This is a genomic window from Ensifer sp. (genome assembly GCF_035999135.1).
Taxonomy (GTDB): Bacteria; Pseudomonadota; Alphaproteobacteria; order Rhizobiales; family Rhizobiaceae; genus Ensifer.
Genome location: NZ_DASYGZ010000140.1, coordinates 1 through 22,786, shown reverse-complemented (window position 1 = coordinate 22,786; position 22,786 = coordinate 1). Strand labels below are relative to the sequence as shown.

Genomic DNA, 22,786 nt, shown 5'->3' with positions numbered 1-22,786 from the left:
CCAGGTGAAAGAACGACATGAAGGTAGTCATTTGCGGCGCGGGCCAGGTCGGATACGGCATCGCCGAGCGGCTGGCGCAGGAAGATAACGACGTGTCGGTGATCGATACGTCTGCAGCTTTGATCGCCAACATCACCGAAAGCCTCGATGTGCGCGGCTATGTCGGCCACGGGGCGCACCCGGACGTGCTGGCGAAAGCCGGGGCCGACCAGGCCGACATGCTGATCGCGGTCACGCTCTCCGACGAGGTCAACATCGTCGCCTGTGAAGTGGCGCATGCAATCTTCAACGTGCCAACGAAGGTTGCGCGTATCCGCGCGCAGAGCTATCTCGCGCCGGAATATTCAAACCTGTTCTCGCGCGAAAACGTGCCGATCGACGTCACCATCTCGCCCGAAGTCGAGGTCGGGCGGCTGGTGCTCAGGCGCATTTCCTTCCCCGGCGCCATCGATGTGGTGCGCTTCGCCGACGATCGCGTCGCCATGGTGGCGTTCGAATGCCTGGAAGATTGCCCTGTTGTCGGAACACCGCTGCAGCAGTTGAGCGAGCTTTTCCCCGACCTGCTGGCGACCGTTACCGGCATTTTCCGCAACGGCAAGGTGCTTGTGCCGCATTCCGACGATCAGCTGCAGGCAGGTGATATCGCCTATGTGGTGTGCGATCGGGATCACGCCCGCAGGACGCTTGCGCTCTTCGGCCATGAAGAGCAGGAAGCCCGACGCATCATCATCTTCGGTGGCGGCAATGTCGGGTACTTCGTCGCCAAGGCGATCGAGGAACACCAGCCGCGTACACGGGTGAAGCTGATCGAAAGCGACCGCGACCGGGCGGTGATGATGGCCGACAAGCTCAGCAACACGGTTGTGCTCAACGGCTCGGCGATGGACCAGCGGATCCTGACGCAGGCCGATGTCCAGGACGCCGATCTTGTGGTGGCGCTGACGAACAACGACCAGATCAACATTCTCGGCAGCATGATGGCCAAGCGGCTTGGAGCAAAGTCGACGCTTGTGCTGATCAACGAGCCGTCGTACCAGGATTTTGCCGGCACCGCCGGGGTCGACGCCTATATCAACCCGCGCGCAGTGACGATTTCGCGCGTGCTCCAGCATGTCCGCAAGGGACGTATCCGTTCCGTCTACGCGGTGCAGAAGGGCATGGCCGAAGTGATCGAGGCCGAGGCGCTGGAAACGTCGCCCCTCGTCGGCAAGGCGCTGCGCGACCTCGAGCTGCCGGAAGGCATCCGCATCGGCGCACTCTATCGCGACAAGACCTTCATTCGCCCGGATGGCGGCACCCGGATCAAGGCGAAAGATCGTGTCGTGCTCTTTGCTGCGGCCGATGCCGTTCGTCACGTCGAACAGCTCTTCCGCGTCAGCATCCAGTATTTCTAGGGGCGGGCGATGTCGAGAATTGCCTATGTCAATGGCGCCTATCTGCCGCATGCGCGGGCCGGCGTCCACATCGAGGATCGCGGATACCAGTTCGCGGACGGTGTCTACGAGGTTTGCGAGGTGCGTCACGGCTTCATCGTCGACCTCACCCGGCACCTGGATCGTCTCGATCGCTCGCTTGGCGAACTGCGCATCGACCGGCCGATGAGCCGCGCGGCGCTCGTCCACGTGATCCGTGAGGTGCTCAGGCGCAACCGGGTTCGCAACGGTCTGTTTTACCTGCAGGTCACCCGTGGCACGGCGCGCCGCGACCACGTCTTTCCCGTCGGCGCCACACCGTCGGTCGTGGTGACGGCCAAGCGTACGGACGCCGAGGCGATCGCTCGCAAGGCTACACACGGGATTGCGGCAATCACCGTGCCCGAGAACCGCTGGGATCGCGTCGACATCAAGTCGGTCGGCCTCCTGCCCAACGTGCTCGCCCGCCAGAAGGCGAAGGAGGAGGGCGCTCAGGAAGCGATTTTCGTGGATGCCGATGGTACGGTGAAGGAGGGGGCCGCCACCAATGTCTGGATCGTCGATCGCAACGGTACGCTGCGCACGCGCCCGGCCGACCATGGCATCCTGAAGGGAATCACCCGGACGACACTCATGGATGTCGCCGTGCGGCTTGGGCTTGCGGTCGAGGAGAGGACTTTCTCGGTGGAGGAGATGCTCGCGGCGCGCGAGGTCTTCATTACGGCCGCCACCAGCATCTGCTTTCCGGTCATTTCAGTCGACCGCAGACCGATCGGCAACGGTCATCCGGGAAGCATAGCACAGAATATTCGTGAAGCCTTTTTCGGCGTTGCGGAAAAGACATTGATTTGATACCAAACTTAGACGAGGCGTCGGGGAAGGTACTTGTGGCGCCTCGGATTGAAAAATTCGACAAAAATGCACCGGCGCGAAACGCCGGCAAATAAGAAAGAAGCGGCGCGATGGCGGAACGTTCTCAGAACTTGCAGGATCTTTTTCTCAACACGGTCCGCAAGCAAAAGATTTCTTTGACAATTTTTCTTATCAACGGTGTCAAGCTCACGGGCGTCGTGACCTCGTTTGACAACTTCTGCGTTCTCCTGCGTCGCGATGGCCATTCGCAGCTGGTTTACAAGCACGCAATCTCGACCATCATGCCCGGCCAGCCGCTGCAGATGTTCGAGAACGAAGAAGCAGCATCCTGACGGGACGTTAGGCACATTACCAAGCGTGATTCAAAATCGTCGTCGATCATACCGGAGCTCGAGAAGCTCCGCGACGACATGCGTGCGGTTGTCATCGTTCCGGTCTTGAAGAAGACCGGACGACAGTCCGCTGAGATTCTTGCCGCAGCGACGACGCGCTCGGACGAAAGCCGCCTCGAAGAGGCGACGGGTCTGGCGATGGCGATCGACCTTGAGGTCGTGCACGGGGCCATTGTCCCGGTGTCGGCGCCGAAACCGGGCACCTTGCTCGGCAGCGGCAAGATCGAGGAAATCGGCCATATCCTCGTCGAGCTCGATGCCGGACTGGTGATCGTCGATCACCCGCTGACGCCGGTGCAGCAGCGCAATCTCGAGAAGGAATGGAACGCCAAGGTCATCGACCGGACCGGCCTCATTCTCGAGATCTTCGGACGCCGCGCTTCCACCAAGGAAGGCACGCTGCAGGTCGACCTTGCGCATCTCAACTACCAGAAGGGCCGCCTGGTTCGAAGCTGGACCCACCTTGAACGCCAGCGCGGCGGCGGTGGCTTCATGGGCGGCCCGGGCGAAACCCAGATCGAAGCGGACCGGCGCTTGCTACAGGACCGCATCGTCAAGCTTGAGCGCGAATTGGAGCAGGTGCGCCGCACACGGCAGCTGCATCGCTCCAAGCGCAAGAAGGTGCCGCATCCGATCGTCGCGCTCGTCGGCTATACCAATGCCGGAAAGTCGACCTTGTTCAATCGCATGACCGGGGCAGGGGTCCTCGCCGAGGACATGCTGTTTGCGACACTCGATCCGACGCTGCGGCGGCTCAAGCTGCCGCATGGCCGCATGGTCATTCTCTCCGACACCGTCGGCTTCATTTCCGATCTGCCGACGCATCTCGTCGCCGCATTCCGGGCGACGCTCGAAGAGGTGCTGGAGGCGGACCTGATCCTGCATGTGCGCGATCTTTCCGATCCCGACAACCAGGCACAGGCGAGCGACGTCCTGAGGATCCTTGCCGATCTCGGTATCGACGAGAAGGAAGCCTCCGAGCGCCTGATCGAGGTCTGGAACAAGATCGACCGGCTCGATGCGGAATCGCGCGAGGCGCTGCAGGGCAAGGCCGCGACCTCGGACAATACGGTCGCGCTGTCGGCGATATCTGGCGAAGGCGTCGACGAACTGCTCGCCGAAATCGGTCGCCGTCTTTCGGGCGTTCTGACCGACTGCACCGTCGTGCTCGGCATCGATCAATTGCAGCTTTTGCCGTGGGTCTATCAGCACGCCATCGTCGATGGCCGCGAGGATCTGGAGGACGGGCGCGTGAGCCTGGATCTCAGGCTGACGGAAAACGAGGCCTCCGACCTGGAGCGTCGCCTCGGCAACGGGCCGAAGCCCGTCGAGGAAGACTGGTGAGCCTCAACAGGGCCGTCTGCAATTCGTGAAAATTCGAAAGGGGCGCTATCAGGCGCCCTTTTGTTGTTTCAGCCGAGCTGCCGCTCGATTGCCTTTGCAGCCTGCCAAAGCTCTTCCATCCGCTCCAGCGTTGCGCTGTCGAGCGTTTCGCCACCCGCCTCAAGCTCGCGCTCGATATGGGAAAAGCGACGGCGGAACTTGGTGTTGGTGCCGCGCAGCGCCATCTCCGGGTCGGCCCCGACATGGCGGCCGATGTTGACGACGGCAAAGATCAGGTCGCCCAGTTCGTCGCTGACCTTGGCGCGATCCTTCTCGCGCAGCGCCTGGCGCAGTTCGCCGATTTCCTCTTCGATCTTGTCGAGGATCGGCTCGGGCTCCGACCAGTCGAAGCCGACCTTGGCCGCCCGTTCCTGCAGCTTCAGCGCTTCCACGAGGGCGGGAAACGAACGCTGCACCGAGCCGAGATGGCTCGCGATGCCATCCGGCGCAAATCCACTCTGCGTGCGCCGCGCCTGGCGCTCCGCCTTTTCAGCCTGCTTGATCTGATCCCATTGCAGCTTCACCGCCTCGGGTGTGTCGGCGTCGGAGCGGGCAAAGACGTGCGGGTGGCGGCGGATCATCTTGCGGGTGACGGCTTCCACGACGTCGCCGAACTCGAAGTCGCCGGCTTCTTCCGCCATGCGCGCGTGAAAGACCACCTGCAAAAGCAGGTCGCCGAGTTCGTCGCACAGGTCATGCATGTCGCCGCGCTCGATGGCGTCGGCGACCTCGTAGGCTTCCTCGATCGTATAGGGCTTGATCGTCTCGAAGGTCTGGACGATGTCCCAGGGGCAGCCGGTCTCCGGCTGGCGGAGGGCGGCCATGATGTCGAGCAGGCGATGAATTTCTTTTGAAGGTTCCATGGGCATCAGTTCAACGGAATGGCGTTCTCGTCCTTGCCCGACTGGTATCTGTCGGAAAGGTTCTGGTAGCGTGCGCGGATACGGGCATCCTGGGCGGCGAGCCGAGCGCTGGTTTCGGCGTCGCCATGCTCCGACAGTTCGGCAATGGAGGCCGAATGCCAGAAGGCGTTGTCCTTGGCGTAACCGCCGGGCTCAAGCCGAAAGACCTCTTTCAGGATCCTCAGGTCATGCGGGATGGCGAACGAGTCGCGGGAATCCTCGTGGCTGAAGAAATAGTAGAAATTGTCGAACCCGGCCCAGGTGATGGCCGACAGGCACATGGAGCACGGCTCATGGGTCGACAGGAAGATGAGCTCGCGGGTGTCAAGCTTCTCCGCCATCTCGTAGAATCGCTTCAACGTGTGGACTTCACCGTGCCACAGCGGGTTTTCCGTCTCATTGTTGGTTTCTGCGAGAACGAGCGACAGATCGGACTTGCGCAGGATGGCGGCGCCGAACACCTTGTTGCCGGCGGCGACGCCCTTTTCCGTGAGCGGCAGGATGTCCTTTTCGATCACGGTCAGCAGCCGTTCGGCGAGTTCCGTCTGGGTCATGTCATCTGTCTCCGGAGGTCGGTGTCGGCATTTAACGGAGGTTGCCCTTTGGGCGCAATGGTCGCGCGGGCACTGCGTTTTAGCAGCCCCGGAGATATTTGCTCAAAATGGTGCACCGCCGAGCAAAACAATACGGGACCGCAAAGGCATTGAAATTTCTGTTTCTTCAATTGTCGTGCCCCATAAGGGATATTCGCCGAGCCTGTAGAAGGAACGACCGCCAGATCATGACGCAGCAGCTCGCCGTTTTCCCTGCATTTTTTCGTGTCGCGCAAAAGCGCGTTGCGGTCTTCGGCAATGGCGACGAAGCCTTCGCCAAGGTGCGGCTGCTCTTGAACACCGAAGCGTCGATCGTTGTTTTTGCTGACGATCCTGAAGCGGAATTTGCGCGATACCTCAACGAGCGTGGCGTCGAGCATGTTCGGGCGACCTTCGCGCCCGAACAGCTGGATGGTGCCATTCTCGCCTTTGCCGCGACCGGCAACGCTGCCGAAGATCGTCTGATCGTAAGCGCGGCGCGCGCCCAGAAAATCCCCGCCAATGCGGTCGACCAGCCCGACTATTGCGATTTCTTCACGCCCGCGCTCGTCAATCGGGCGCCTGTCGCCGTTGCGATCGGCACGGAAGGGGCCGGCCCGGTGCTCGCCCAGATGATCCGCGCCCAGATCGACCAGTTGCTTTCGCCGTCGCTCGGCGTCGTCGCATCGCTTGCCGCAAGCTATCGCGAGACGGTCGACCGCCTTGTGCCGCGCGGTGTGGCGCGTCGTCTTTTCTGGCGCCAGTTCTTTCAGGGGTCGGTCGCCGACAAGGTTGCCGGTGGTGACCTCGCGGCTGCCCGGCGCGAGGCGTCGCGGCTGCTCGATGCACCAGAGAAGGCGCCGGGCCATGTCTGGCTCGTTGGCGCTGGTCCTGGCGCCGAGGACCTTTTGACGCTGCGCGCCCAGCGCGTGATGATGGAAGCCGATGCGATCGTCTACGATGCGCTGGTGCCGCAGGCCATCGTCGACATGGGCCGTCGCGACGCCGAGCGCCTGTCGGTCGGCAAGCGCAAGGGCTGCCACACGAAATCTCAAGGGGAAATCAACCAGCTGCTGGTGACGCTCGCCGTTGAAGGCAAGCGTGTCGTCCGCTTGAAGTCCGGCGATCCTCTGGTTTATGGCCGCGCCGGCGAAGAGATGGCGGCGCTGCGCGAAGCAGGCATCAGCTACGATATCGTCCCGGGCATCACGTCCGCCTTCGCTGCGGCGGCGGATTTCGAACTTCCGCTGACGCTTCGTGGTGTCGCGTCGTCGCTGGTCTTCACAACGGGTCATGATCTGACGGGCGAAGTCCTTCCCGACTGGGCGAGGCTTGCGGTTTCGGGCGCGACGATCGCGGTTTACATGGGTCGTACCGTTGCGGCGTCGGTCGCCGGCCGTCTGATGCAGGCGGGCCTTCCGCCGGAAACGACCGTTGCCGTCATCGAAAATGCCAGCCGCGCGGATCGCCGCCTGCTGCACGGCATCTTGAAGGACCTGCCGGATCTGGAACATCGCACGGAGCTTTCCGGCCCGGTCATGGTCATCATCGGCGATGCCGTCGCCGGCGCCAATTTCGAGCGTTCCGAACCGCTGGTCGCTGGCAAGACGCGCCGCGCCGACAAGACGATTGACGTTGCCGCTTCGCGCAACGAACAGATTTTGAACTGAGGAAGAGGTCATGGTGAGCAAGGTTTTGACGGCAAATCGACTTTCGGACGGAATCTCCGTCTGGCTGGATGCTGCGGGCAACTGGGTCGAGCCGCTTCAGGACGCCTTCATCGCGCGCCACGCGGAAGCCGTGACCGCGCTTGAAGCCACCGGCAAGCAGGCCTTCGACGACAACAAGGTCGTTGATCCAAACGTCATCGATGTCGAGGAAATCAACGGCACGCTTCGTCCGCTGCGCATGCGCGAGCGCATCCGTGCCGAAGGGCCGTCGATCCCGTATGCCGCCGGCTACAATGGCCTTTCCGGCCCGAAACACGCTGCCTGAGGAACCGATATCCGATGTACCGTTACGATGAATTCGACCACGCCTTCGTTTCCTCCCGCGTCGAACAGTTTCGCGACCAGGTCGAGCGCCGCCTGAGTGGCGAGCTTGCCGAGGACGCCTTCAAGCCGTTGCGCCTGATGAACGGCGTCTACCTGCAGCTTCACGCCTATATGCTGCGTGTCGCCATTCCCTATGGCACGCTGTCGAGCCGCCAGATGCGCATGCTCGCCCATATCGCGCGCAAGTATGACCGCGGCTACGGCCACTTCACCACCCGCCAGAACATCCAGTACAACTGGCCGAGCCTGTCGGACACGCCCGATATCCTCAGGGAACTGGCCGATGTCGAGATGCATGCGCTCCAGACCTCGGGCAACTGCATTCGCAACGTCACTGCCGATCATTTTGCCGGTGCTGCCGCCGATGAGGTCGCCGATCCAAGGCCTTATGCCGAGATCCTGAGACAATGGTCGAGCGTTCATCCGGAATTCTCGTTCCTGCCCCGCAAGTTCAAGATTGCGGTCACCGGCGCCGAGCGTGACCGTGCGGCGATCCAGGTTCACGACATCGGCCTGCACCTGAAAAAGGACGACAACGGCCGCATCGGCTTTGCCGTCTATGTCGGCGGCGGCCAGGGCCGTACCCCGATGATCGCCAAGAAGATCCGCGACTTCCTGCCGGAAGAGGATCTGCTCTCCTACACCACCGCGATCATGCGCGTTTACAACCTGCATGGCCGCCGCGACAACAAGTACAAGGCGCGCATCAAGATCCTCGTGCACGAGACCGGTGCCGAAGAGCTCTCGCGTCAGGTCGAGGTCGAATTCGCGGCCCTGAAGGACACCGAGCTGAAGCTGCCGGAAACGGACATCCAGGCGATCTCCACCTATTTCGCGCCGCCGGCGCTCGAAAACCGCGCCGAAGGCTGGGAAAGCCTGGCGCGCTGGAAGAAGACCGATCCGGAGTTTTCGCGCTGGGTTCATCAGAACGTGCAGCCGCACAAGCACCCGGACTACGGCATGGTCACGATCTCCCTGAAGCCGATCGGCGGCATTCCGGGCGACGCTACCGATGCGCAGATGGATGCCGTTGCCGATATCGCCGAGGAGTATGCCTTCGACGAGATCCGCGTCAGCCACGAGCAGAACCTCATTCTCCCGCATGTGGCGCTGGCCGACCTCGAGCCGATCTATCGCGGCCTGGTCGCAGCCGGTCTGGCGACCGCCAACGCCGGCCTGATCACGGATATCATTGCCTGTCCCGGGCTCGACTATTGCGCGCTCGCCAATGCACGCTCCATTCCGGTGGCGCAGGAGATATCGACCCGCTTCGGTTCGCCCGAGCGTCAGGCCGACATCGGCGAGCTGAAGATCAAGATTTCCGGCTGCATCAACGCCTGCGGTCATCACCACGTCGGCCATATCGGCCTGCTCGGTGTCGAAAAGAAGGGTGCTGAACTCTATCAGATCACGCTCGGCGGCTCGGGCGACGAGAACACCTCGATCGGCGAGATCATCGGCCGGGGTTTCGAACCGGAGAAGGTGACCGACGCGGTCGAGACCATTGTCGACACCTATCTGGGACTGCGACGCGACAGAGAAGAGACCTTCCTCGAAGCCTATCGCCGCGTTGGCCCCCAACCGTTCAAGGATGCGCTCTACGGCAGCGCGCAGGAAGCTGCCTGAGGCGTAAGGAACCAAGATGACGAAAATCTGGAAGGAAACCGGCTTCGTGGGCGATGATCCCTGGATCATCGAGACCGAGGAAACGAAGGCCGGCTCGAATGAAAAGGCCATTCTTGGGCTTGATGCGTTCCTCGCCAAGGTCGGGGAAAGCGACGAAGCCGGCTTGGGCGTCGTCATCGCTCCGGCTGACGACGTCACAAAGCTTGCACCCTACCTCGATCGGCTTGCGCTGGTTGCGGTGGCGTTCCCGGCTTTTAACGACGGTCGCGCCTTCAGCCACGCGTCGCTGCTGCGCGCGCGCCTTGGCTTTGAAGGCGAGGTGCGGGCGGTCGGCGATGTGCTGATCGACCAGATCCCGTTGATGCTGCGCTGTGGTGTCGACAGCTTTGCCGTCAGCAATGCGACGGCGCTGAAGCGCCTCACCGAAGGTCGGCTGCCAGGCATCGCCGTTCACTACCAGCCGACCGCAAAGGCGGCGACCGATGCCAAATCCTACAGCTGGCGGCGGGTTTCCTAAAAAGATCGGGCCGCGACAGTGTGAAGCACGCCGGAATTCCCGAAAGCGACTATATTTGGAAGGGATTTCCTTCCCAACGTGCCCGGCTTGGAATATCCGGTCATTGTTGATAGACAGGGTCATCATTTACAGGACTTGTAGCTAAGATGAATGCTCCGGCAAAAACGGAAGATTTCGCGATCCAGGCACCCGCAGGCGTTTTCGTCGAGACCGTGACGAGCGTCGAGCACTATACCGATCGGCTCTTCCGCTTCCGCATGACCCGCCCTGCAGAGTTCCGCTTCCGCTCGGGCGAATTCGCGATGATCGGCCTGATGGTCGGCGACAAGCCGGTCTATCGCGCCTATTCGATCGCCAGCCCCGCGTGGGACGAAGAGCTCGAGTTCTTCTCGATCAAGGTGCCGGATGGCCCGTTGACCTCGCATCTCCAGGGCATCAAGCCGGGCGACAAGGTGCTGATGCGCAAGAAGCCCACGGGTACGCTGGTGCTGGACGCGCTCGTTCCCGGTCGCCGTCTCTATATGTTCTCGACCGGCACCGGCATCGCGCCCTTCGCAAGCCTGATCCGCGATCCCGAGACCTATGAGAAGTTCGAGGAAGTGATCCTCACCCATACCTGCCGCGACATCGCCGAGTTGAAATACGGCTTCGACCTCGTTGACGAGATCCGCAATCACGAGTTCCTCAACGAGATCGTCGGCGACAAGCTGCGCCACTATGCGACGGTCACCCGCGAGGACTATCCGTTCAAGGGGCGCGTCACCGACCTGATGGTCAATGGCAAGTTCTTCTCCGATCTCGGCCTGCCGCCGCTCGATCCAGTGATCGATCGCGGCATGATCTGCGGCTCGACGGCGATGCTGAAGGACACCAAGGAAATCCTGGAAGCCGCAGGCCTCACCGAAGGCGCCAACAACAAGCCGGCCGAGTTCGTCATCGAGCGGGCCTTCGTCGGCTGATCGTTATTTAGGCAGTCTTGACGATTGAAGGGCGCGCCTTGGGTGCGCCCTTTGTCTTTTGCGGTAAGATAGGCCCGAGCCATGCGTCTTTGGCAGGCCGGCCCTGACCATTCTGCGTACCGCCCGAGATGCGCAGCGACTATCGTGCCCCTGCAAATCTTCATAACGTGCGTGCGCAGCCATGCGAAAACAGGCGCACGACGAACCAGCCCGCGCCGTCCCGATATGAGCCCCGCGGGCTCTCCAGGGAGTGCCCGATGAGCGATACGATCCAAGCAAATGTCGAAGCGAGAATCCGTTGCAAACCACTGCGCGATCGCATCGTCACTCCGGAGGCGGCGGCAGCGCTGATCAAGGATGGCATGACCATCGGCATGAGCGGCTTTACCAAGGCGGGCGACGCCAAGGCGGTGCCGCTTGCGATCGCCGAACGGGCGGCAAGCGAGAAATTCCGCATCACGCTGATGACCGGCGCCTCGCTCGGCCACGACATCGACAAGACGCTGACGGAAGCCGGCGTTCTTGCCCGGCGCCTGCCGTTCCAGTCCGATCCGGTTCTGAGATCGGCCATCAATCGCGGCGAGGTGATGTTCATCGACCAGCACCTTTCCGAAACGGTCGAGCAGCTGCGCACCGGGCAGATCAGCCCGATTGATTATGCGGTAGTCGAAGCCGTGGCGATCACCGAGGACGGCGGCATCGTGCCCTCGACATCGGTCGGCAACTCCGCGAGTTTTGCGATCCTCGCAAAGCAGGTCATCGTCGAGCTCAATCTCAGCCACAGCCCCGAACTCGAGGGCCTGCACGACATCTTCATTCCGGCCAAGCGACCGAGCCGCACGCCGATACCGGTCGTTGCCTGCGACAGCCGCGCCGGCTCGCCCTGCATCCCGGTTGATCCCGACAAGATCGTCGCGATCGTCGTGACGGAGAAAGACGATAGCGCCGCGCGCATCTCGCCACCGGATGCCGAGACGATCGCCATCGCGGGCCATCTGATCGGCTTCCTCGAGGAGGAGGTGCGCAAGGGCCGTCTCGACATGACGCTCAATCCGCTGCAGGCGGGCATCGGCGTGATCGCCAATTCGGTGCTGAGTGGTCTTGTAGATAGTCCGTTCCGCGATCTGCGCATGTACAGCGAGGTGCTGCAGGACAGCACGTTTGAACTCTTCGAGGCCGGCAAGCTGAGTTTCGCCTCGGCATCGTCGATGACCCTCTCCAGCGCCTGGGCCGACCGGGTGTTCCGCAACATCGGTGCCTACAAGGACAAGCTGGTCCTGCGCCCGCAGGAAGTCAGCAATCATCCGGAGATCATCCGTCGCCTCGGCGTCATCGGTATCAATACGGCGCTGGAGTTCGATATCTACGGCAACGTCAATTCCACCCATGTCGGAGGCACCGACATGATGAACGGCATCGGCGGCTCCGGCGATTTCGCCCGCAACGCCTTCCTGTCGATCTTCGTCGCCAAGTCGGTCGCCAAGGGGGGCGCCATTTCGTCAGTGGTGCCGATGGTTTCGCACGTCGATCATACCGAACACGACGTCGACATCCTGGTGACCGAGCACGGTCTTGCCGATTTGCGTGGCCTGGCGCCGCGGGAGCGGGCACCCGTCATCATCGAAAATTGCTGTCACCCGGCCTATCGCGCGTTGCTCTCCGACTACTTCGCTCGTGCCGTCGCGACCCGTGGCGGCCAGACACCGCATATCCTGGAAGAAGCTTTCGAATGGCATGTGCGCCGGCTGAAGACCGGCAGCATGCTGCCGGCGACATGAGCTCCGCCAGTCGCCTGAAAGAGGGCAGGTGAGGCGGACTTGCTTGTCACGGCAAAGACTTACGTGGGATTTCTCGTGTGACCAGGGCGTCCTCAGGCGTCCGAGAGGTAGTGCATCAATTCCGCCATCGCCGCCGACGCGGCCGGGGCGTCGGCTTTTTCGATTGCGTCGATCACGGTGACGTGGCGACGGACCGAGCCGTTCATCTTCTCGGTCGAGGCCGACGCAAACCAGATACGGCGCGCATGCGTTTGTAGCGGCGCGAGCGCCGCCGTCAAGAAGCGGTTCGGGCAAGCCTCTTCCATCAGCTCGTCGAACACCTTGTCGGCGACCAGAAAGCCCTGCATGTCGTCCGCGCTGGCGCAGGCGGTCATCTGATCGGCACAGGCCCTCATTTCGCCCCGCGCCTGCGCACTCGCATGGCTGGCGACAAGTGCCGCGGCAAGCGGTTCCAGTTTCTGCCTCGTCTGCATCACGTTCATCTGGTCGTCGGGATGGATCGTGGTAATTTGCAGGCCGACTCGCGGACGGACGTCCATAAGCCCCTGCCAGGCCAGCTTCTGGATCGCTTCGCGCACCGGCGTGCGGCCGAGCCCGGCAAGTTCGATCAGCTGTCGCTCGGTCACCAGGGCGCCGGGCGCCAGCTTCAGCGTCACGATCAGGCGCTCGAGAGCGAGGTAGGCGAGGTGCGCCTGGGAATGTGCGGACATGCCGATCCTTCGTTTCTGATATATCAGCAGCTTGCACAATTTTGGGCCGTTAGGCAAGCGAGCCGCCGCGGCCGTGGACATCCCCTGCAAAACGAACTTCGATGGTATGTGCTTAAATGAGCATTCGCTCAAAAAACACGAATTTCAAAGGCATGAATAAAGGAAGCTCATCAGACGTTTCTAATGGGATTGGTGTTGACGAACGCAAAGGCGCTTGTCAGTCTTCTCTGCAGGGCTGTGGGCCCAAGGGCGCACAACGCCCGCAGGACATTAAAATGTTGCGTGTTCTCAGGTCGGCCGAGACCGGGAAACACGCGGGAGGCAACAACCGTCTGACATCGGCGTTGAGGGGCGCAAGGTGCACGTGGGCGCGTTTCTGGTCTGGTCGTTGATGGCGTTTGCAGGGCTGTTGGCCATACCGGCGGTCAGCCACACGAATGCATTGACGACGTTCTCGCTGATGGCATCGTCGGCCGCCTTCGTCGGCATGGCGATCGCTCAGTTCATGGCTGCCCGTCCGCCCTTGATCGAGACGCTGTTCGGCGGGCTTGATCGCGTTTATCATTTTCACCGCAAGATCGGTATCACCGTGCTGGTCCTGATCCTCGTTCATTATTTCCTGAAACCGGATTTCAAGGGCCTGTCGCTGACGAGCGGATTGAACCAGCTGGCGGCGTCGGCAGGAGAGTACGCGTTCTACGCTTTCGTCGTTCTGCTCGTCCTCAGCATCGTCAAGATCGTCCCGAGGACGAAGATCGAGATCCCCTATCACCTCTGGCGCTATGCGCACCGCTTCATCGGACTGCTGTTCGTGATGGTCGCCTTCCACCAGATGTTCATCAAGCGCCCCTATGACGGGACCGCGCTTCTGGCCGTCTATCTCAATGTCTTCGCCGCACTTGGCATTCTTAGCTACGCCTACACCCAGCTGCTGCCGTGGCTGCGGACGCGCGGCTACGAGGTCTTCGAGGTGATCCGGCACGACGGTGCGACGGTGATCGCCGCGCGGCCCATCGGACGGCCGCTTCGCGCCAGGCCGGGTCAGTTCGGTTTTCTGCGGGTACTGAAGCCGGGCCTGCGCGAGCCGCATCCGTTTACGATCGCCGGCATCGAGGCCGAGGGGGTGGTGCGCTTTGCGATCAAGCCGCTCGGCGACTACACGCAGGCGCTCAGGGACAACATCGCGGTCGGCGACCGGCTGAAGCTCGAAGGCGGTTATGGCCGCTTCAATCATCGGCGTGGCGGCAAGAAGCAGATCTGGTTGGCCGGCGGCATCGGCGTCACACCGTTTTTGGCGATGGCGCGCCACCTCAAGGGCGACGAAGGCCAGGACATTCACATGGTCTATTGCGTGCGCGACCGCCGCGAGGCGATCGGTCTCGAAACCTTTGAGGCGCAGGCGCAGAAACTTGGCAATTTCAGCTTCGTACTGCACGACAGTTCGACGGACGGACGGCTGGACGCAGCGAAGCTTGCGACAGGTAGCGTGATCGACCCGGCGGAGGCCGATCTCTGGTTTTGTGGTCCTGCACCGTTGCGCGAGGCGATCGTCAAGGGCCTGAAAGACATTGGCAAGGGGCCACGAAGGGTCGAGTTCGAGCGGTTTCAGTTTCGATAGAACAAAGATTTGAGCAGGGATTCTTTTGTCTTAGGGAGAGATTTTCATGCGTCGTTTGCACAAGGTGCGAGAAAGCGCCTCGCCTGGGGCCGGATCGGTTCGGGGACTGCTGGCATCGTCGTTGGCTGTCGCGTTTTCCGTCCTGCTCTGTCCCGTGACTGCATCGGCGCGCGATGCTTTTGCCGACGACGCCTTTGCGACCTACAAGGCGAATGTCGAAAACGGCAAGTACATGTTCAGCGCCGCAGGGTGCGGCGCCTGCCATGGATCCGGCGACGACACTGAACTGCTGTCCGGCGGCATGGAGATGAACACGGCGATCGGCACGTTTTATGCGCCGAACATTTCGCCGCACGCCAACGGTATTGGCGGCTGGAGCAATGCCCAGTTCCTGAATGCCGTACTGGTCGGTCTCGATCGCGACGGCAACAATCTCTACCCGGTCATGCCCTACACGTCCTACGGCGGGATGAAGCCCGAGGATGCGCTCGACATCAAAGCCTATATCGAAACGCTGCCGCCGGCGGATGCCGCCTCGAAGGAGCACGAGATTGCCTTCCCCTTCAGCCGGCAGACGACGATCACGCTCTGGAAGCGCAGTCACTTCACCGTGCCGGCCTACCAGCCGCGGGAGGAGACGCAAGCCGAGCGCGGTCGGTACCTGGTCGAGAATGTCGGCGGCTGCGGCGATTGCCATACCCCGCGTACCACCACGTATGGCCTCGACCTGGAGCGGGCCTACCAGGGCGAAAAGGACCTGACAGGCGCGGTCGCCCCTGACATCAGCAAGGAGAAGATGGCCGGGCTTGCTTCGCCCGAGGTCTTTACCAAAGGTCTTATCGAAGATGGCAAGAAGCTCTCCGGAGCGCCGATCAGCGATCCTGTCATGCGACGGCTCGCCAAGGGGATGAGCGCTCTGTCCGAGGATGATCGCCGCGCGATCTATGCCTTTCTGGCTGATCGGGAAGTGAAAGCGCCCGCGCCGGTTGCCCAATCGGTCACGGCCGTCTGCAAGGAGAACACCGGCGTCGAAGCGCTCGGCGGTGACAATGCGGCGCTGGCGCAGCAGGCAGACGCCTTCATCGGCAAATACTGCCGCAACTGCCATGGCCCGGGGGAAAGTTCGCAAGGGAGTTATCCTGCGGGCGACCTGACGTCGATCGCCGCCGATGCCAATTTCGTGGTGCCGGGGGATGCGGGCAAGTCGCGCCTCTTTTCGACCGTCGTCAGCGGCCGCATGCCTCTCGGCAAGCGGCCGTCGGCAGATGAAATCAAGGTTCTGGAAGACTGGATCAATGCGCTGAACGAAAAGAGCCTGCCGCAAACGGCCGCGGCAAAGCCGGACCGGGCGCGGCCGATCCTGACCTACGATCAGTTCGTCGAGGCAGCGCTCAAGGACGTCGCCACGGTCAATGCACTCGACCGCCCCTACATGCGCTACTTCTCCTATCGCGACCAGTATAACGGCATGATGGGCTGCGAGGACGACCAGACCTTCATGAAGCGCATGGACGTGCTGGCGGGCGGCTTCAAGAAGTTGCTGAATTCGCTGTCCTACGCTCCGAAGCTGGCCCTGCCGACGGAAGTCGATGGCACCAACGGGCTGCTCGTACGCGTCGATCTGCGCGATCTGCAGTGGGACGCGGCGGACTACGACTTCCTGATCAAGCGCTACTTCTATGGTGTCGACCCGGAAAGCGATGCGTCGCTTTCGGCTCTGTCCAAAGAAACGGCGACGCAACTGCCGATCATGCGGGTCGACTGGTTCATGAGCAACGGGGCAAGGCCGGAAATCTACAACCGACTGATGCGGCTGCCGACCGAGATCAGTGGGCTCGAAAAGCGCTTCAAGATCGACGTGGCTGACAACATTCGTCGCCGCAACGTGCTGCGCGCCGGCTTTGCCGACGGCTCGTCGGGCGTTTCCGATCACAACCGCATGCTGGAGCGGCACGACATGCCGTTCGGCGGCTATTACTGGAAGTCCTATGATTTCGGCGGCGACGTCGGCAAACAGGTGCTGAAGCGCTTTCCGCATGGGCCGAGGGAGTTGGCGCCGCTTGATGCCGGCCTGGTGCCCTTCGAGCACGATGGCGGCGAGATGATCTTCTCGCTGCCGAACGGTCTGCAGGGCTATTACCTCTCGACGTCGGCGGGCAAACAGCTCGATGTCGGTCCGACCACGATCGTGTCGTTCCGCAAGCGCCCGATCGGCAAAGGGGTGGAGATCATCAACGCCCGTTCCTGCGTCGATTGCCATGCCGACGGCATTCTGTCGAAGCGCGACCAGTTGCGCGAGCAGATCGAGACATCGACACTCTTCAGCAAGGACCAGCAGGACGTGCTGCTCGCCATGTACGTCAAGCAGGAAGAACTGGACGAGACCTATCGCAAGGACCGCGACCGCTTCGTCAACGCGTTGCAAACGCTCGGCGTCACCGAGCCGACGCCCGACGGCGGCCTGCAGAGCAAGCATGCGCCCGGCGACGCGGAGATCATCACCTATTCAGCCGACAAGTATGAGGACGAACTCGACTTCGACGGCCTGGCCGCCGAGTTCGACATGACTCCGAAGCAGTTTTCCGATGCGATTAGGCGGGTGACGGACACGGACGTCTTGCGACTGGGGCTTGATTGGGTGACGACGCTGGAAGCCGGCGGAACCATCCCGCGCAACGAGGTGGAGCAGCAATACGCCTTGCTGCTGGAGCCGCTCGTTCAACGTCGTCCGCTCGATACGGCCGCGATCGTCGTCGCCGGCGCCGAGCCGCCGACGGATGCTAAGCCGCAATCGATCGCCGCCGCCGTTCCGGACTATCGCAAGGAGGATGCAGGATCCGCGAGCAAGCTGGAGCTGACGCTGAACGTGACGTCGACGACGGCGAAGGTCGGCGACGAGCTGTCGTTCGAGCTGAGCGCCAACCAGGCCTGCGAACTGCAGATCCTCTATGTCGAGGAAAACGGCAATGTCGAGGTCATCCCGGATGTGATGATCGGCAACACGACGCTGCAACCAGGTGAAAAGCGGCTCATCCCGCAGCCCGGCACCGGCACGCTCAATTTCGACACACCGGCGGCCGCCGAGACGATGCTGGCCTTCTGTCGCGCCGGCGGCCTCGGTGATCAGCGGCTCACCGTGGAGAAGGCGCGCGACTATGTGGCAAAGTCTCGTCTGCCGCCGACCCGCGGACTGGCTGTGAACCTTGCCAAGAAGGCGCAGGCGGATGGCGGCGCCAGCAGCGTGCAGATGGTGACTTTCGAGATCAGGAACTGACTATGTTTCAGATACGAGATCTTCTCTTTGCTTCGGCGGCCATTCTTGCCTTCACGGCACCGGCTTTCGCCTGCGATGGACTTCGCCTGGCGTCCGAGGCGCTGAACCGGGCTGACGAAGCCGGAACAAAAGTGGCGGCCGATCCCGTCAACATGAAGGGTTGCACGACGGAAGAGATAGCCCTCACGCGGCGCGTTGCCGCGCTCGCGACCTTCAATCGGGTGGCGGCGGCGGTGGGGCAGGGCGCCGTGCTTGCCACCTTCGAAACCGAGCTGACCGCCGCGAGCCGGGACGCGGGCGGTCCCTGGCAGGTTCTCGATGCGCTCGGCGACATCAGTCGGGAGCGCAAGGACTACGGGGCGGCGGCAACCTACTATCAGCAGGCGCTGGAAGATAGCGCCAACCTGGAGCTCACGCCGGACTGGATGGCGCCGGACAGGACCTACATCGAGCGATTGGACCGGCTGGCATCCGAGATGCGGCTTGCCGCCACCAAACCCGTCAAGCTTGCGTCGCGCGGTGCCTGCAAGTTCTCCTATCGCGGGGTCTCGATCCGCAAGAAGGCGACGCCGGTGCGCTACGTCTTCGGTACCGCGGAGTTTACATCAGAGGGTCTCGAATCGGCAAAGGACCTGTTCGAGTGCCTGAAGTCGGCGAAACCGCCGGCAATCACCCTGATCGGCCACACGGATCCGGTTGGCACGCCCGAGGCCAACATGACCTTGTCGATCGCGCGGGCCGAGGCGCTGGCGCACTATCTCGTCGATGCCGGTTATCCCGGCACCTGGACTGTCATCGGCAAAGGCGAGGAGGAGCCGTTCCAGCCGGATGATCCAAGCGCCTATGACGAGGCCATGCTGCACCAGCTCGACAGGCGGGTGGATGTGGATGTGGGGAAGTGACGGTGCTGCGCGCGATCCTGTTTGCCATTCCCCTGCTTGCCTTGCCCGCGGTCCCGGCGATGGCTGCGACCTCGGCGCTGGTCGTAGGCGTCGACACCTATCCGCACGAGGTGAGCCTCGACGGTGCCGTCCGGGACGCGCTTGACGTCGCACAGGCGTTGAGGGACGTCGACGTCGGCCCGATCCGCCAGTTCATCAACGAGCAGGCGACCAAGGATGCGATCCGCTCCGCCTGGATCGAGCTTGTGGCGCGAGCGGTGCGTGGCGACACGATCGTCTTTACCTATGCCGGTCACGGGGCGCAGATGCCTGAGCTCGTCGCCGGCAGTGAGGAGGACGGGCTGGACGAATTCCTGGAGCTTCCGGGTTTCGATCGGGCGCGCGCCGAGCAAACGGCAAGCGAGATCATCGTCGACAACGAGCTCAGCGCCTGGTTCGCGGAAGCGGAGGCCAAGGGTGTTCGGGTGCTGTTTGTCTCCGACAGTTGCTTTTCCGGCGGCATGAACCGCTCAATCTCCGGAAAGACGCGGCTTGCGCCACAGGTTCACGCGACGCTTCCGCCTCCGTCGAAGGAGGCGTTGGGCGGCGCCAAGGTGAGGGACGCCGAGCTGTCCGAGGTGACCATTCTCGCCGCGTCGCTCGAAAGCCAGCCGACCCCGGAAGTGGTCATCGGCGGCGAGCCGCGCGGGGCGCTGAGCTGGAGTTTCGCCCGCGCGCTCGAGGGGGCTGCCGATCGCGACGGCGATGGGCGGATTTCGCGCGTTGAGCTTGAGGACTATGTCTTTGCGAACGTCAAGCTGCAGTCGGAAGCGCTGCAGGTGCCGAACTTCACGCCGCAGCTGCCGCGGTCGGACAAGGAGATCGTGCTGGCGTTGTCGCGCGGCGTCGGAGCCGGCGGAACCGCTAAGGCGAGTGATGCCACAGCCCGGCTGAAATCGCCGCGCGACATGGGCTGGACAGGGAAGCTGGCGCTCAACATTGCCGGTCCGGCGCCGACGCTTGCCAATATCGGCGGCGATGGCGTGCCCTATCGCTGGGACGCGGCAACGGGCGTCTTCTACACGCCGAACGGCGATGTTGCGGCAGAGCATATCGCAGCCGGCATGGTGCAGCGTGTGGTCGACAAGTTTATCCTGGTCGACTTCCTGAAGGCGATGGCGGCGCAGAGTCCTGGCACCGTCTCGCTGAAGCCTCTCAAGGATATCTACCTTGCCGGTGACAGGCTGACATTCGAGGCCGACCAGGGGCGCTTTGCCAATATGCTGGTCTTCAATCTGGCGAACACCGGCGAGGTGCAACTCCTCGACGTCCAGATCGCCGGCAGCGCCAGCCATGCCTTCAAGCTGAAGGATCTTGAAGTGGTGAAACCGTTCGGTGCCGATCATCTCGTGGTAATCTCCACCGACGCGCCGATCGATGCCATTGCGGCGGCCTTTTCCAACGCCGACCTCGATGCGGCATCCCTGCTGCGCCTGCTTGAAACCAGGCTGGAAAACAGTGACAGCACGATTGCGGTCCAGCCGCTTTATACCAGGGACGCAGGCCAATGAGCTCACTCCGGAACCGGTGCCTTTCGGGACTCGCCGTACTGTTCTTGGCGTCCCTGCTGCCCGATCCGGCACGCAGTGCCGATCATGCGTTGCTCATAGGCATCGGCAAATATCAGAACCTCGCGCCGGAATTCGCGTTGGGCGGTCCGCGAAACGATCTTCTGGCCATGGAGACCTTGCTGCGCGAAAAGCTCGGCTTCGATGCGTCGGCGATACGCGTGTTGCAGGACGAGCAGGCGACGCGAGCCAACATTCTCTCGTCGATCGACACCTGGCTCGTCGAAGCGACGGAGCCCGGGGACCGGGTCTACCTCTATTTCACCGGCCACGGCCTGCAAGTGAAGGATGCGGATGGCGACGAGGGCGACGGGTTGGACGAAGCGCTGGCGCCGTTCGATATCGTGCAAGGCGCGACGGACTGGCAGGGGGCGATCCTTGACGACGAGATCGATCAGATCCTGGAGAGGCTCGATGGCCGGACCGTGACGATGGTGATCGACGCCTGCCATTCCGGCACGATCTCGCGCTCGCTCTCCGGCGATACCGCTGCCGGCATCGAGGGCGCTCGCTTCCTGCCGCGCCCGGGCGCCAAGCCCGTGGAGCAGGCGCTGACGCGTGGCCTCAGGATTGACCTTGCCGTGGTCGACAGGCCGCAACTGGTCGACGCGGGCGTGACCGCCTGGAGCGCGGCGGCGCCCTACCAGGTGGCCTGGGATGACGTTCGACGCCCGCCGCCGGATCGGCACGGCGTGTTCACGGAGGCGTTCATCGCCGGCCAGACGAGCAACGCGGCGGATGCCAACGGCAACGGTCTGACGAGTAACGCAGAACTCCTGGAATTCGTGAAGGGGCAATCGAGCGCGTATTGCGCGACGCAGGAACAATGCAGCAATCTTGATCCGCAGCTGGAGACGAAGGCCGAGGCGCTCGGCGAAAGTGTCGTTGCGCCCGACAGCAGTAGCGGCGGGGCGACCTATCAAAAATCGGATGGCCAGAACACGGCTCAGCCCGCCTATGAGGATGCCAATACCGTCAATGCGGTCAGCGACATCATCGGCAAACAGGAAAGCGGCGACCTCGACATTTCCATCGACAGGCCGGTGCCGATGAAGGCCGGTGATGTCTTCAAGCTGACCGTCGTCAGTCGAGCCGGCGGCAATCTGCTGCTCTTCGACATCAACAGCCAGGGAAAGACGACGCAGATCTTCCCGAACGAATTCGCGCGCAAGATTACGCCGCTTGCGCCGGGCGTGCCGATGACCTTGCCGGACGAATATTATGGCTTCGATTTCGAAGCGTCAGGCGAAGGCGAAAGTGCTTTCGTTGGGCTCGTCGTCAACGACGCCGTCGACTTGAGCGAGGTCGCGCCGAGAACGCGTGGCCTGAAGATCGAGCTCGATGCGCGCCGCACGCTGAGCGAAGTCGTGGCACGGCTCCAGAAGACCTGGACCGAAGATCTCGACAGGCGGGGCATCCGCTGGTCGGTCGGTACCCTGCGTTATCGGGTGGAGTGACAGCACGCAGGCAACCGTCTTGGAACGGAAAAAGCCCGCCGGGTTGGGCGGGATTTTCGTTCTATGGCGCGTCTTGTCGGACGCGCAAAGGAGGCATCGATCCTAGTGAAGGATCTGGCTGAGGAAGAGCTTGGTGCGCTCGTGCTGCGGATTGTCGAAGAATTCGGCCGGCGAATTCTGCTCGACGATCTGGCCCTGGTCCATGAAGATCACGCGGTTGGCGACCTGGCGGGCGAAGCCCATCTCATGGGTCACGCACAGCATGGTCATGCCTTCTTCGGCAAGCGAGACCATGGTGTCGAGCACTTCCTTGACCATTTCCGGATCGAGCGCCGAGGTCGGCTCATCGAACAGCAAGATCTTCGGCTTCATGCACAGCGAGCGGGCAATCGCCACGCGCTGCTGCTGTCCGCCCGAGAGCTGGCCCGGATACTTGTTGGCTTGCTCGGGGATCTTGACGCGCTTCAGGAAGTGCATCGCGATTTCTTCGGCCTGCTTCTTCGGCATCTTGCGAACCCAGATCGGCGCAAGCGTGCAGTTTTCGAGAATCGTCAGGTGCGGGAAGAGGTTGAAGTGCTGGAAGACCATGCCGACTTCGCGGCGCACTTCGTCGATCTTCTTGAGGTCGTTGGTGAGCTCGATGCCGTCGACGACGATCTTGCCCTTCTGGTGCTCTTCAAGGCGGTTGATGCAGCGGATCATCGTCGACTTGCCGGAGCCCGACGGGCCGGCAATGACGATGCGCTCGCC

General features: G+C 62.5%; 19 protein-coding genes. 15 read left to right on the top strand and 4 right to left on the bottom strand.

The genetic code is table 11. The features are described 5' to 3' along the window. Positions 1 to 17 precede the first annotated feature (17 nt). From trkA to hflX, 4 genes are all read left to right on the top strand, one after another. Positions 18 to 1,394: a Trk system potassium transporter TrkA gene (trkA, locus tag VGO12_RS16915; RefSeq protein ID WP_327513906.1), complete on the top strand. Its 1,377-nt coding sequence runs from the start codon at positions 18 to 20 to the stop codon at positions 1,392 to 1,394. Between the two features lie 9 nt (positions 1,395 to 1,403). After that, positions 1,404 to 2,264 (top strand): D-amino-acid transaminase, encoded by an 861-nt coding sequence (locus VGO12_RS16910; RefSeq protein ID WP_327513905.1) that lies wholly within the window; start codon positions 1,404 to 1,406, stop codon positions 2,262 to 2,264. A 110-nt stretch (positions 2,265 to 2,374) separates the two neighbouring features. Continuing rightward, on the top strand, positions 2,375 to 2,617 hold the full coding sequence (gene hfq / locus VGO12_RS16905) for an RNA chaperone Hfq (RefSeq protein ID WP_003535434.1): 243 nt from the start codon (positions 2,375 to 2,377) through the stop codon (positions 2,615 to 2,617). A 78-nt stretch (positions 2,618 to 2,695) separates the two neighbouring features. Then, positions 2,696 to 4,021, top strand: coding sequence for a GTPase HflX (gene hflX, locus VGO12_RS16900; RefSeq protein ID WP_327513904.1), 1,326 nt, complete (start codon positions 2,696 to 2,698; stop codon positions 4,019 to 4,021). A 68-nt stretch (positions 4,022 to 4,089) separates the two neighbouring features. On the opposite strand, the gene mazG is transcribed toward hflX, so the two are convergent. Beyond that, on the bottom strand, positions 4,090 to 4,923 hold the full coding sequence (gene mazG, locus VGO12_RS16895; protein WP_327513903.1) for a nucleoside triphosphate pyrophosphohydrolase: 834 nt from the start codon (positions 4,921 to 4,923) through the stop codon (positions 4,090 to 4,092). Positions 4,924 to 4,928: 5 nt separating this feature from the next. Continuing rightward, positions 4,929 to 5,516: a nucleoside deaminase gene (locus VGO12_RS16890; protein ID WP_327513902.1), complete on the bottom strand. Its 588-nt coding sequence runs from the start codon at positions 5,514 to 5,516 to the stop codon at positions 4,929 to 4,931. 227 nt (positions 5,517 to 5,743) lie between these two features. Here VGO12_RS16890 and cysG point away from each other — a divergent pair, with 227 nt between their 5' ends. The 6 genes from cysG to VGO12_RS16860 all read left to right on the top strand — a co-directional run bounded on the left by cysG (position 5,744) and on the right by VGO12_RS16860 (position 12,468). Then, on the top strand, positions 5,744 to 7,204 hold the full coding sequence (gene cysG / locus VGO12_RS16885) for a siroheme synthase CysG (protein WP_327513901.1): 1,461 nt from the start codon (positions 5,744 to 5,746) through the stop codon (positions 7,202 to 7,204). 10 nt (positions 7,205 to 7,214) lie between these two features. Beyond that, a complete protein-coding gene (locus tag VGO12_RS16880; RefSeq protein ID WP_327513900.1) occupies positions 7,215 to 7,529 on the top strand; it encodes a DUF2849 domain-containing protein in 315 nt (104 codons plus the stop codon). Positions 7,530 to 7,543: 14 nt separating this feature from the next. Continuing rightward, complete coding sequence (locus VGO12_RS16875; protein ID WP_327513899.1) at positions 7,544 to 9,214, top strand: nitrite/sulfite reductase; 1,671 nt, start codon at positions 7,544 to 7,546, stop codon at positions 9,212 to 9,214. Positions 9,215 to 9,230: 16 nt separating this feature from the next. Further along, the gene (locus tag VGO12_RS16870; protein ID WP_327513898.1) at positions 9,231 to 9,731 is read left to right on the top strand and encodes a DUF934 domain-containing protein; all 501 of its coding nucleotides are present in this window, start codon (positions 9,231 to 9,233) and stop codon (positions 9,729 to 9,731) included. A 146-nt stretch (positions 9,732 to 9,877) separates the two neighbouring features. Continuing rightward, positions 9,878 to 10,690, top strand: coding sequence for a ferredoxin--NADP reductase (locus tag VGO12_RS16865; protein ID WP_327513897.1), 813 nt, complete (start codon positions 9,878 to 9,880; stop codon positions 10,688 to 10,690). 257 nt (positions 10,691 to 10,947) lie between these two features. Further along, positions 10,948 to 12,468, top strand: a complete 1,521-nt coding sequence (locus tag VGO12_RS16860) for an acetyl-CoA hydrolase/transferase family protein (protein ID WP_327513896.1) — start codon at positions 10,948 to 10,950, stop codon at positions 12,466 to 12,468. Positions 12,469 to 12,560: 92 nt separating this feature from the next. On the opposite strand, the gene VGO12_RS16855 is transcribed toward VGO12_RS16860, so the two are convergent. Then, complete coding sequence (locus VGO12_RS16855) at positions 12,561 to 13,178, bottom strand: GntR family transcriptional regulator (protein ID WP_327513895.1); 618 nt, start codon at positions 13,176 to 13,178, stop codon at positions 12,561 to 12,563. A gap of 364 nt (positions 13,179 to 13,542) precedes the next feature. Between VGO12_RS16855 and VGO12_RS16850 the strand changes: the two genes are divergently transcribed. From VGO12_RS16850 to VGO12_RS16830, 5 genes are read left to right on the top strand one after another with little or no spacing between them, the layout of a single operon-like run. Continuing rightward, positions 13,543 to 14,796: a ferredoxin reductase family protein gene (locus VGO12_RS16850; protein ID WP_327513894.1), complete on the top strand. Its 1,254-nt coding sequence runs from the start codon at positions 13,543 to 13,545 to the stop codon at positions 14,794 to 14,796. A 46-nt stretch (positions 14,797 to 14,842) separates the two neighbouring features. Further along, the gene (locus VGO12_RS16845; RefSeq protein ID WP_327513893.1) at positions 14,843 to 18,070 is read left to right on the top strand and encodes a c-type cytochrome; all 3,228 of its coding nucleotides are present in this window, start codon (positions 14,843 to 14,845) and stop codon (positions 18,068 to 18,070) included. 2 nt (positions 18,071 to 18,072) lie between these two features. Further along, positions 18,073 to 18,972 (top strand): OmpA family protein, encoded by a 900-nt coding sequence (locus tag VGO12_RS16840; RefSeq protein ID WP_327513892.1) that lies wholly within the window; start codon positions 18,073 to 18,075, stop codon positions 18,970 to 18,972. After that, complete coding sequence (locus VGO12_RS16835) at positions 18,969 to 20,522, top strand: caspase family protein (RefSeq protein ID WP_327513891.1); 1,554 nt, start codon at positions 18,969 to 18,971, stop codon at positions 20,520 to 20,522. Before VGO12_RS16840 ends, VGO12_RS16835 begins: the two co-directional genes overlap by 4 nt. After that, positions 20,519 to 22,036 (top strand): caspase family protein, encoded by a 1,518-nt coding sequence (locus tag VGO12_RS16830; protein WP_327513890.1) that lies wholly within the window; start codon positions 20,519 to 20,521, stop codon positions 22,034 to 22,036. The genes VGO12_RS16835 and VGO12_RS16830 overlap by 4 nt, the downstream gene beginning before the upstream one ends. 102 nt (positions 22,037 to 22,138) lie before the next feature. Here the strand turns inward: VGO12_RS16830 and VGO12_RS16825 are convergent. Then, positions 22,139 to 22,786, bottom strand: a 648-nt coding sequence (locus tag VGO12_RS16825; RefSeq protein ID WP_327513889.1) for an amino acid ABC transporter ATP-binding protein, incomplete at its 5' end; no start/stop codon positions are given.

Excerpts from the sequence above, each read along its gene's own strand:
- VGO12_RS16880 (WP_327513900.1), top strand. The coding sequence starts at position 7,215 with ATGGTGAGCAAGGTTTTGACGGCAAATCGACTTTCGGACGGAATCTCC.
- VGO12_RS16855 (WP_327513895.1), bottom strand. The coding sequence starts at position 13,178 with ATGTCCGCACATTCCCAGGCGCACCTCGCCTACCTCGCTCTCGAGCGC.
- VGO12_RS16865 (WP_327513897.1), top strand. The coding sequence starts at position 9,878 with ATGAATGCTCCGGCAAAAACGGAAGATTTCGCGATCCAGGCACCCGCA.
- mazG (WP_327513903.1), bottom strand. The coding sequence starts at position 4,923 with ATGGAACCTTCAAAAGAAATTCATCGCCTGCTCGACATCATGGCCGCC.
- VGO12_RS16875 (WP_327513899.1), top strand. The coding sequence starts at position 7,544 with ATGTACCGTTACGATGAATTCGACCACGCCTTCGTTTCCTCCCGCGTC.
- hflX (WP_327513904.1), top strand. The coding sequence starts at position 2,696 with ATGCGTGCGGTTGTCATCGTTCCGGTCTTGAAGAAGACCGGACGACAG.
- VGO12_RS16890 (WP_327513902.1), bottom strand. The coding sequence starts at position 5,516 with ATGACCCAGACGGAACTCGCCGAACGGCTGCTGACCGTGATCGAAAAG.
- trkA (WP_327513906.1), top strand. The coding sequence starts at position 18 with ATGAAGGTAGTCATTTGCGGCGCGGGCCAGGTCGGATACGGCATCGCC.
- VGO12_RS16910 (WP_327513905.1), top strand. The coding sequence starts at position 1,404 with ATGTCGAGAATTGCCTATGTCAATGGCGCCTATCTGCCGCATGCGCGG.
- VGO12_RS16840 (WP_327513892.1), top strand. The coding sequence starts at position 18,073 with ATGTTTCAGATACGAGATCTTCTCTTTGCTTCGGCGGCCATTCTTGCC.
- VGO12_RS16870 (WP_327513898.1), top strand. The coding sequence starts at position 9,231 with ATGACGAAAATCTGGAAGGAAACCGGCTTCGTGGGCGATGATCCCTGG.
- VGO12_RS16860 (WP_327513896.1), top strand. The coding sequence starts at position 10,948 with ATGAGCGATACGATCCAAGCAAATGTCGAAGCGAGAATCCGTTGCAAA.
- hfq (WP_003535434.1), top strand. The coding sequence starts at position 2,375 with ATGGCGGAACGTTCTCAGAACTTGCAGGATCTTTTTCTCAACACGGTC.
- VGO12_RS16845 (WP_327513893.1), top strand. The coding sequence starts at position 14,843 with ATGCGTCGTTTGCACAAGGTGCGAGAAAGCGCCTCGCCTGGGGCCGGA.
- VGO12_RS16830 (WP_327513890.1), top strand. The coding sequence starts at position 20,519 with ATGAGCTCACTCCGGAACCGGTGCCTTTCGGGACTCGCCGTACTGTTC.
- cysG (WP_327513901.1), top strand. The coding sequence starts at position 5,744 with ATGACGCAGCAGCTCGCCGTTTTCCCTGCATTTTTTCGTGTCGCGCAA.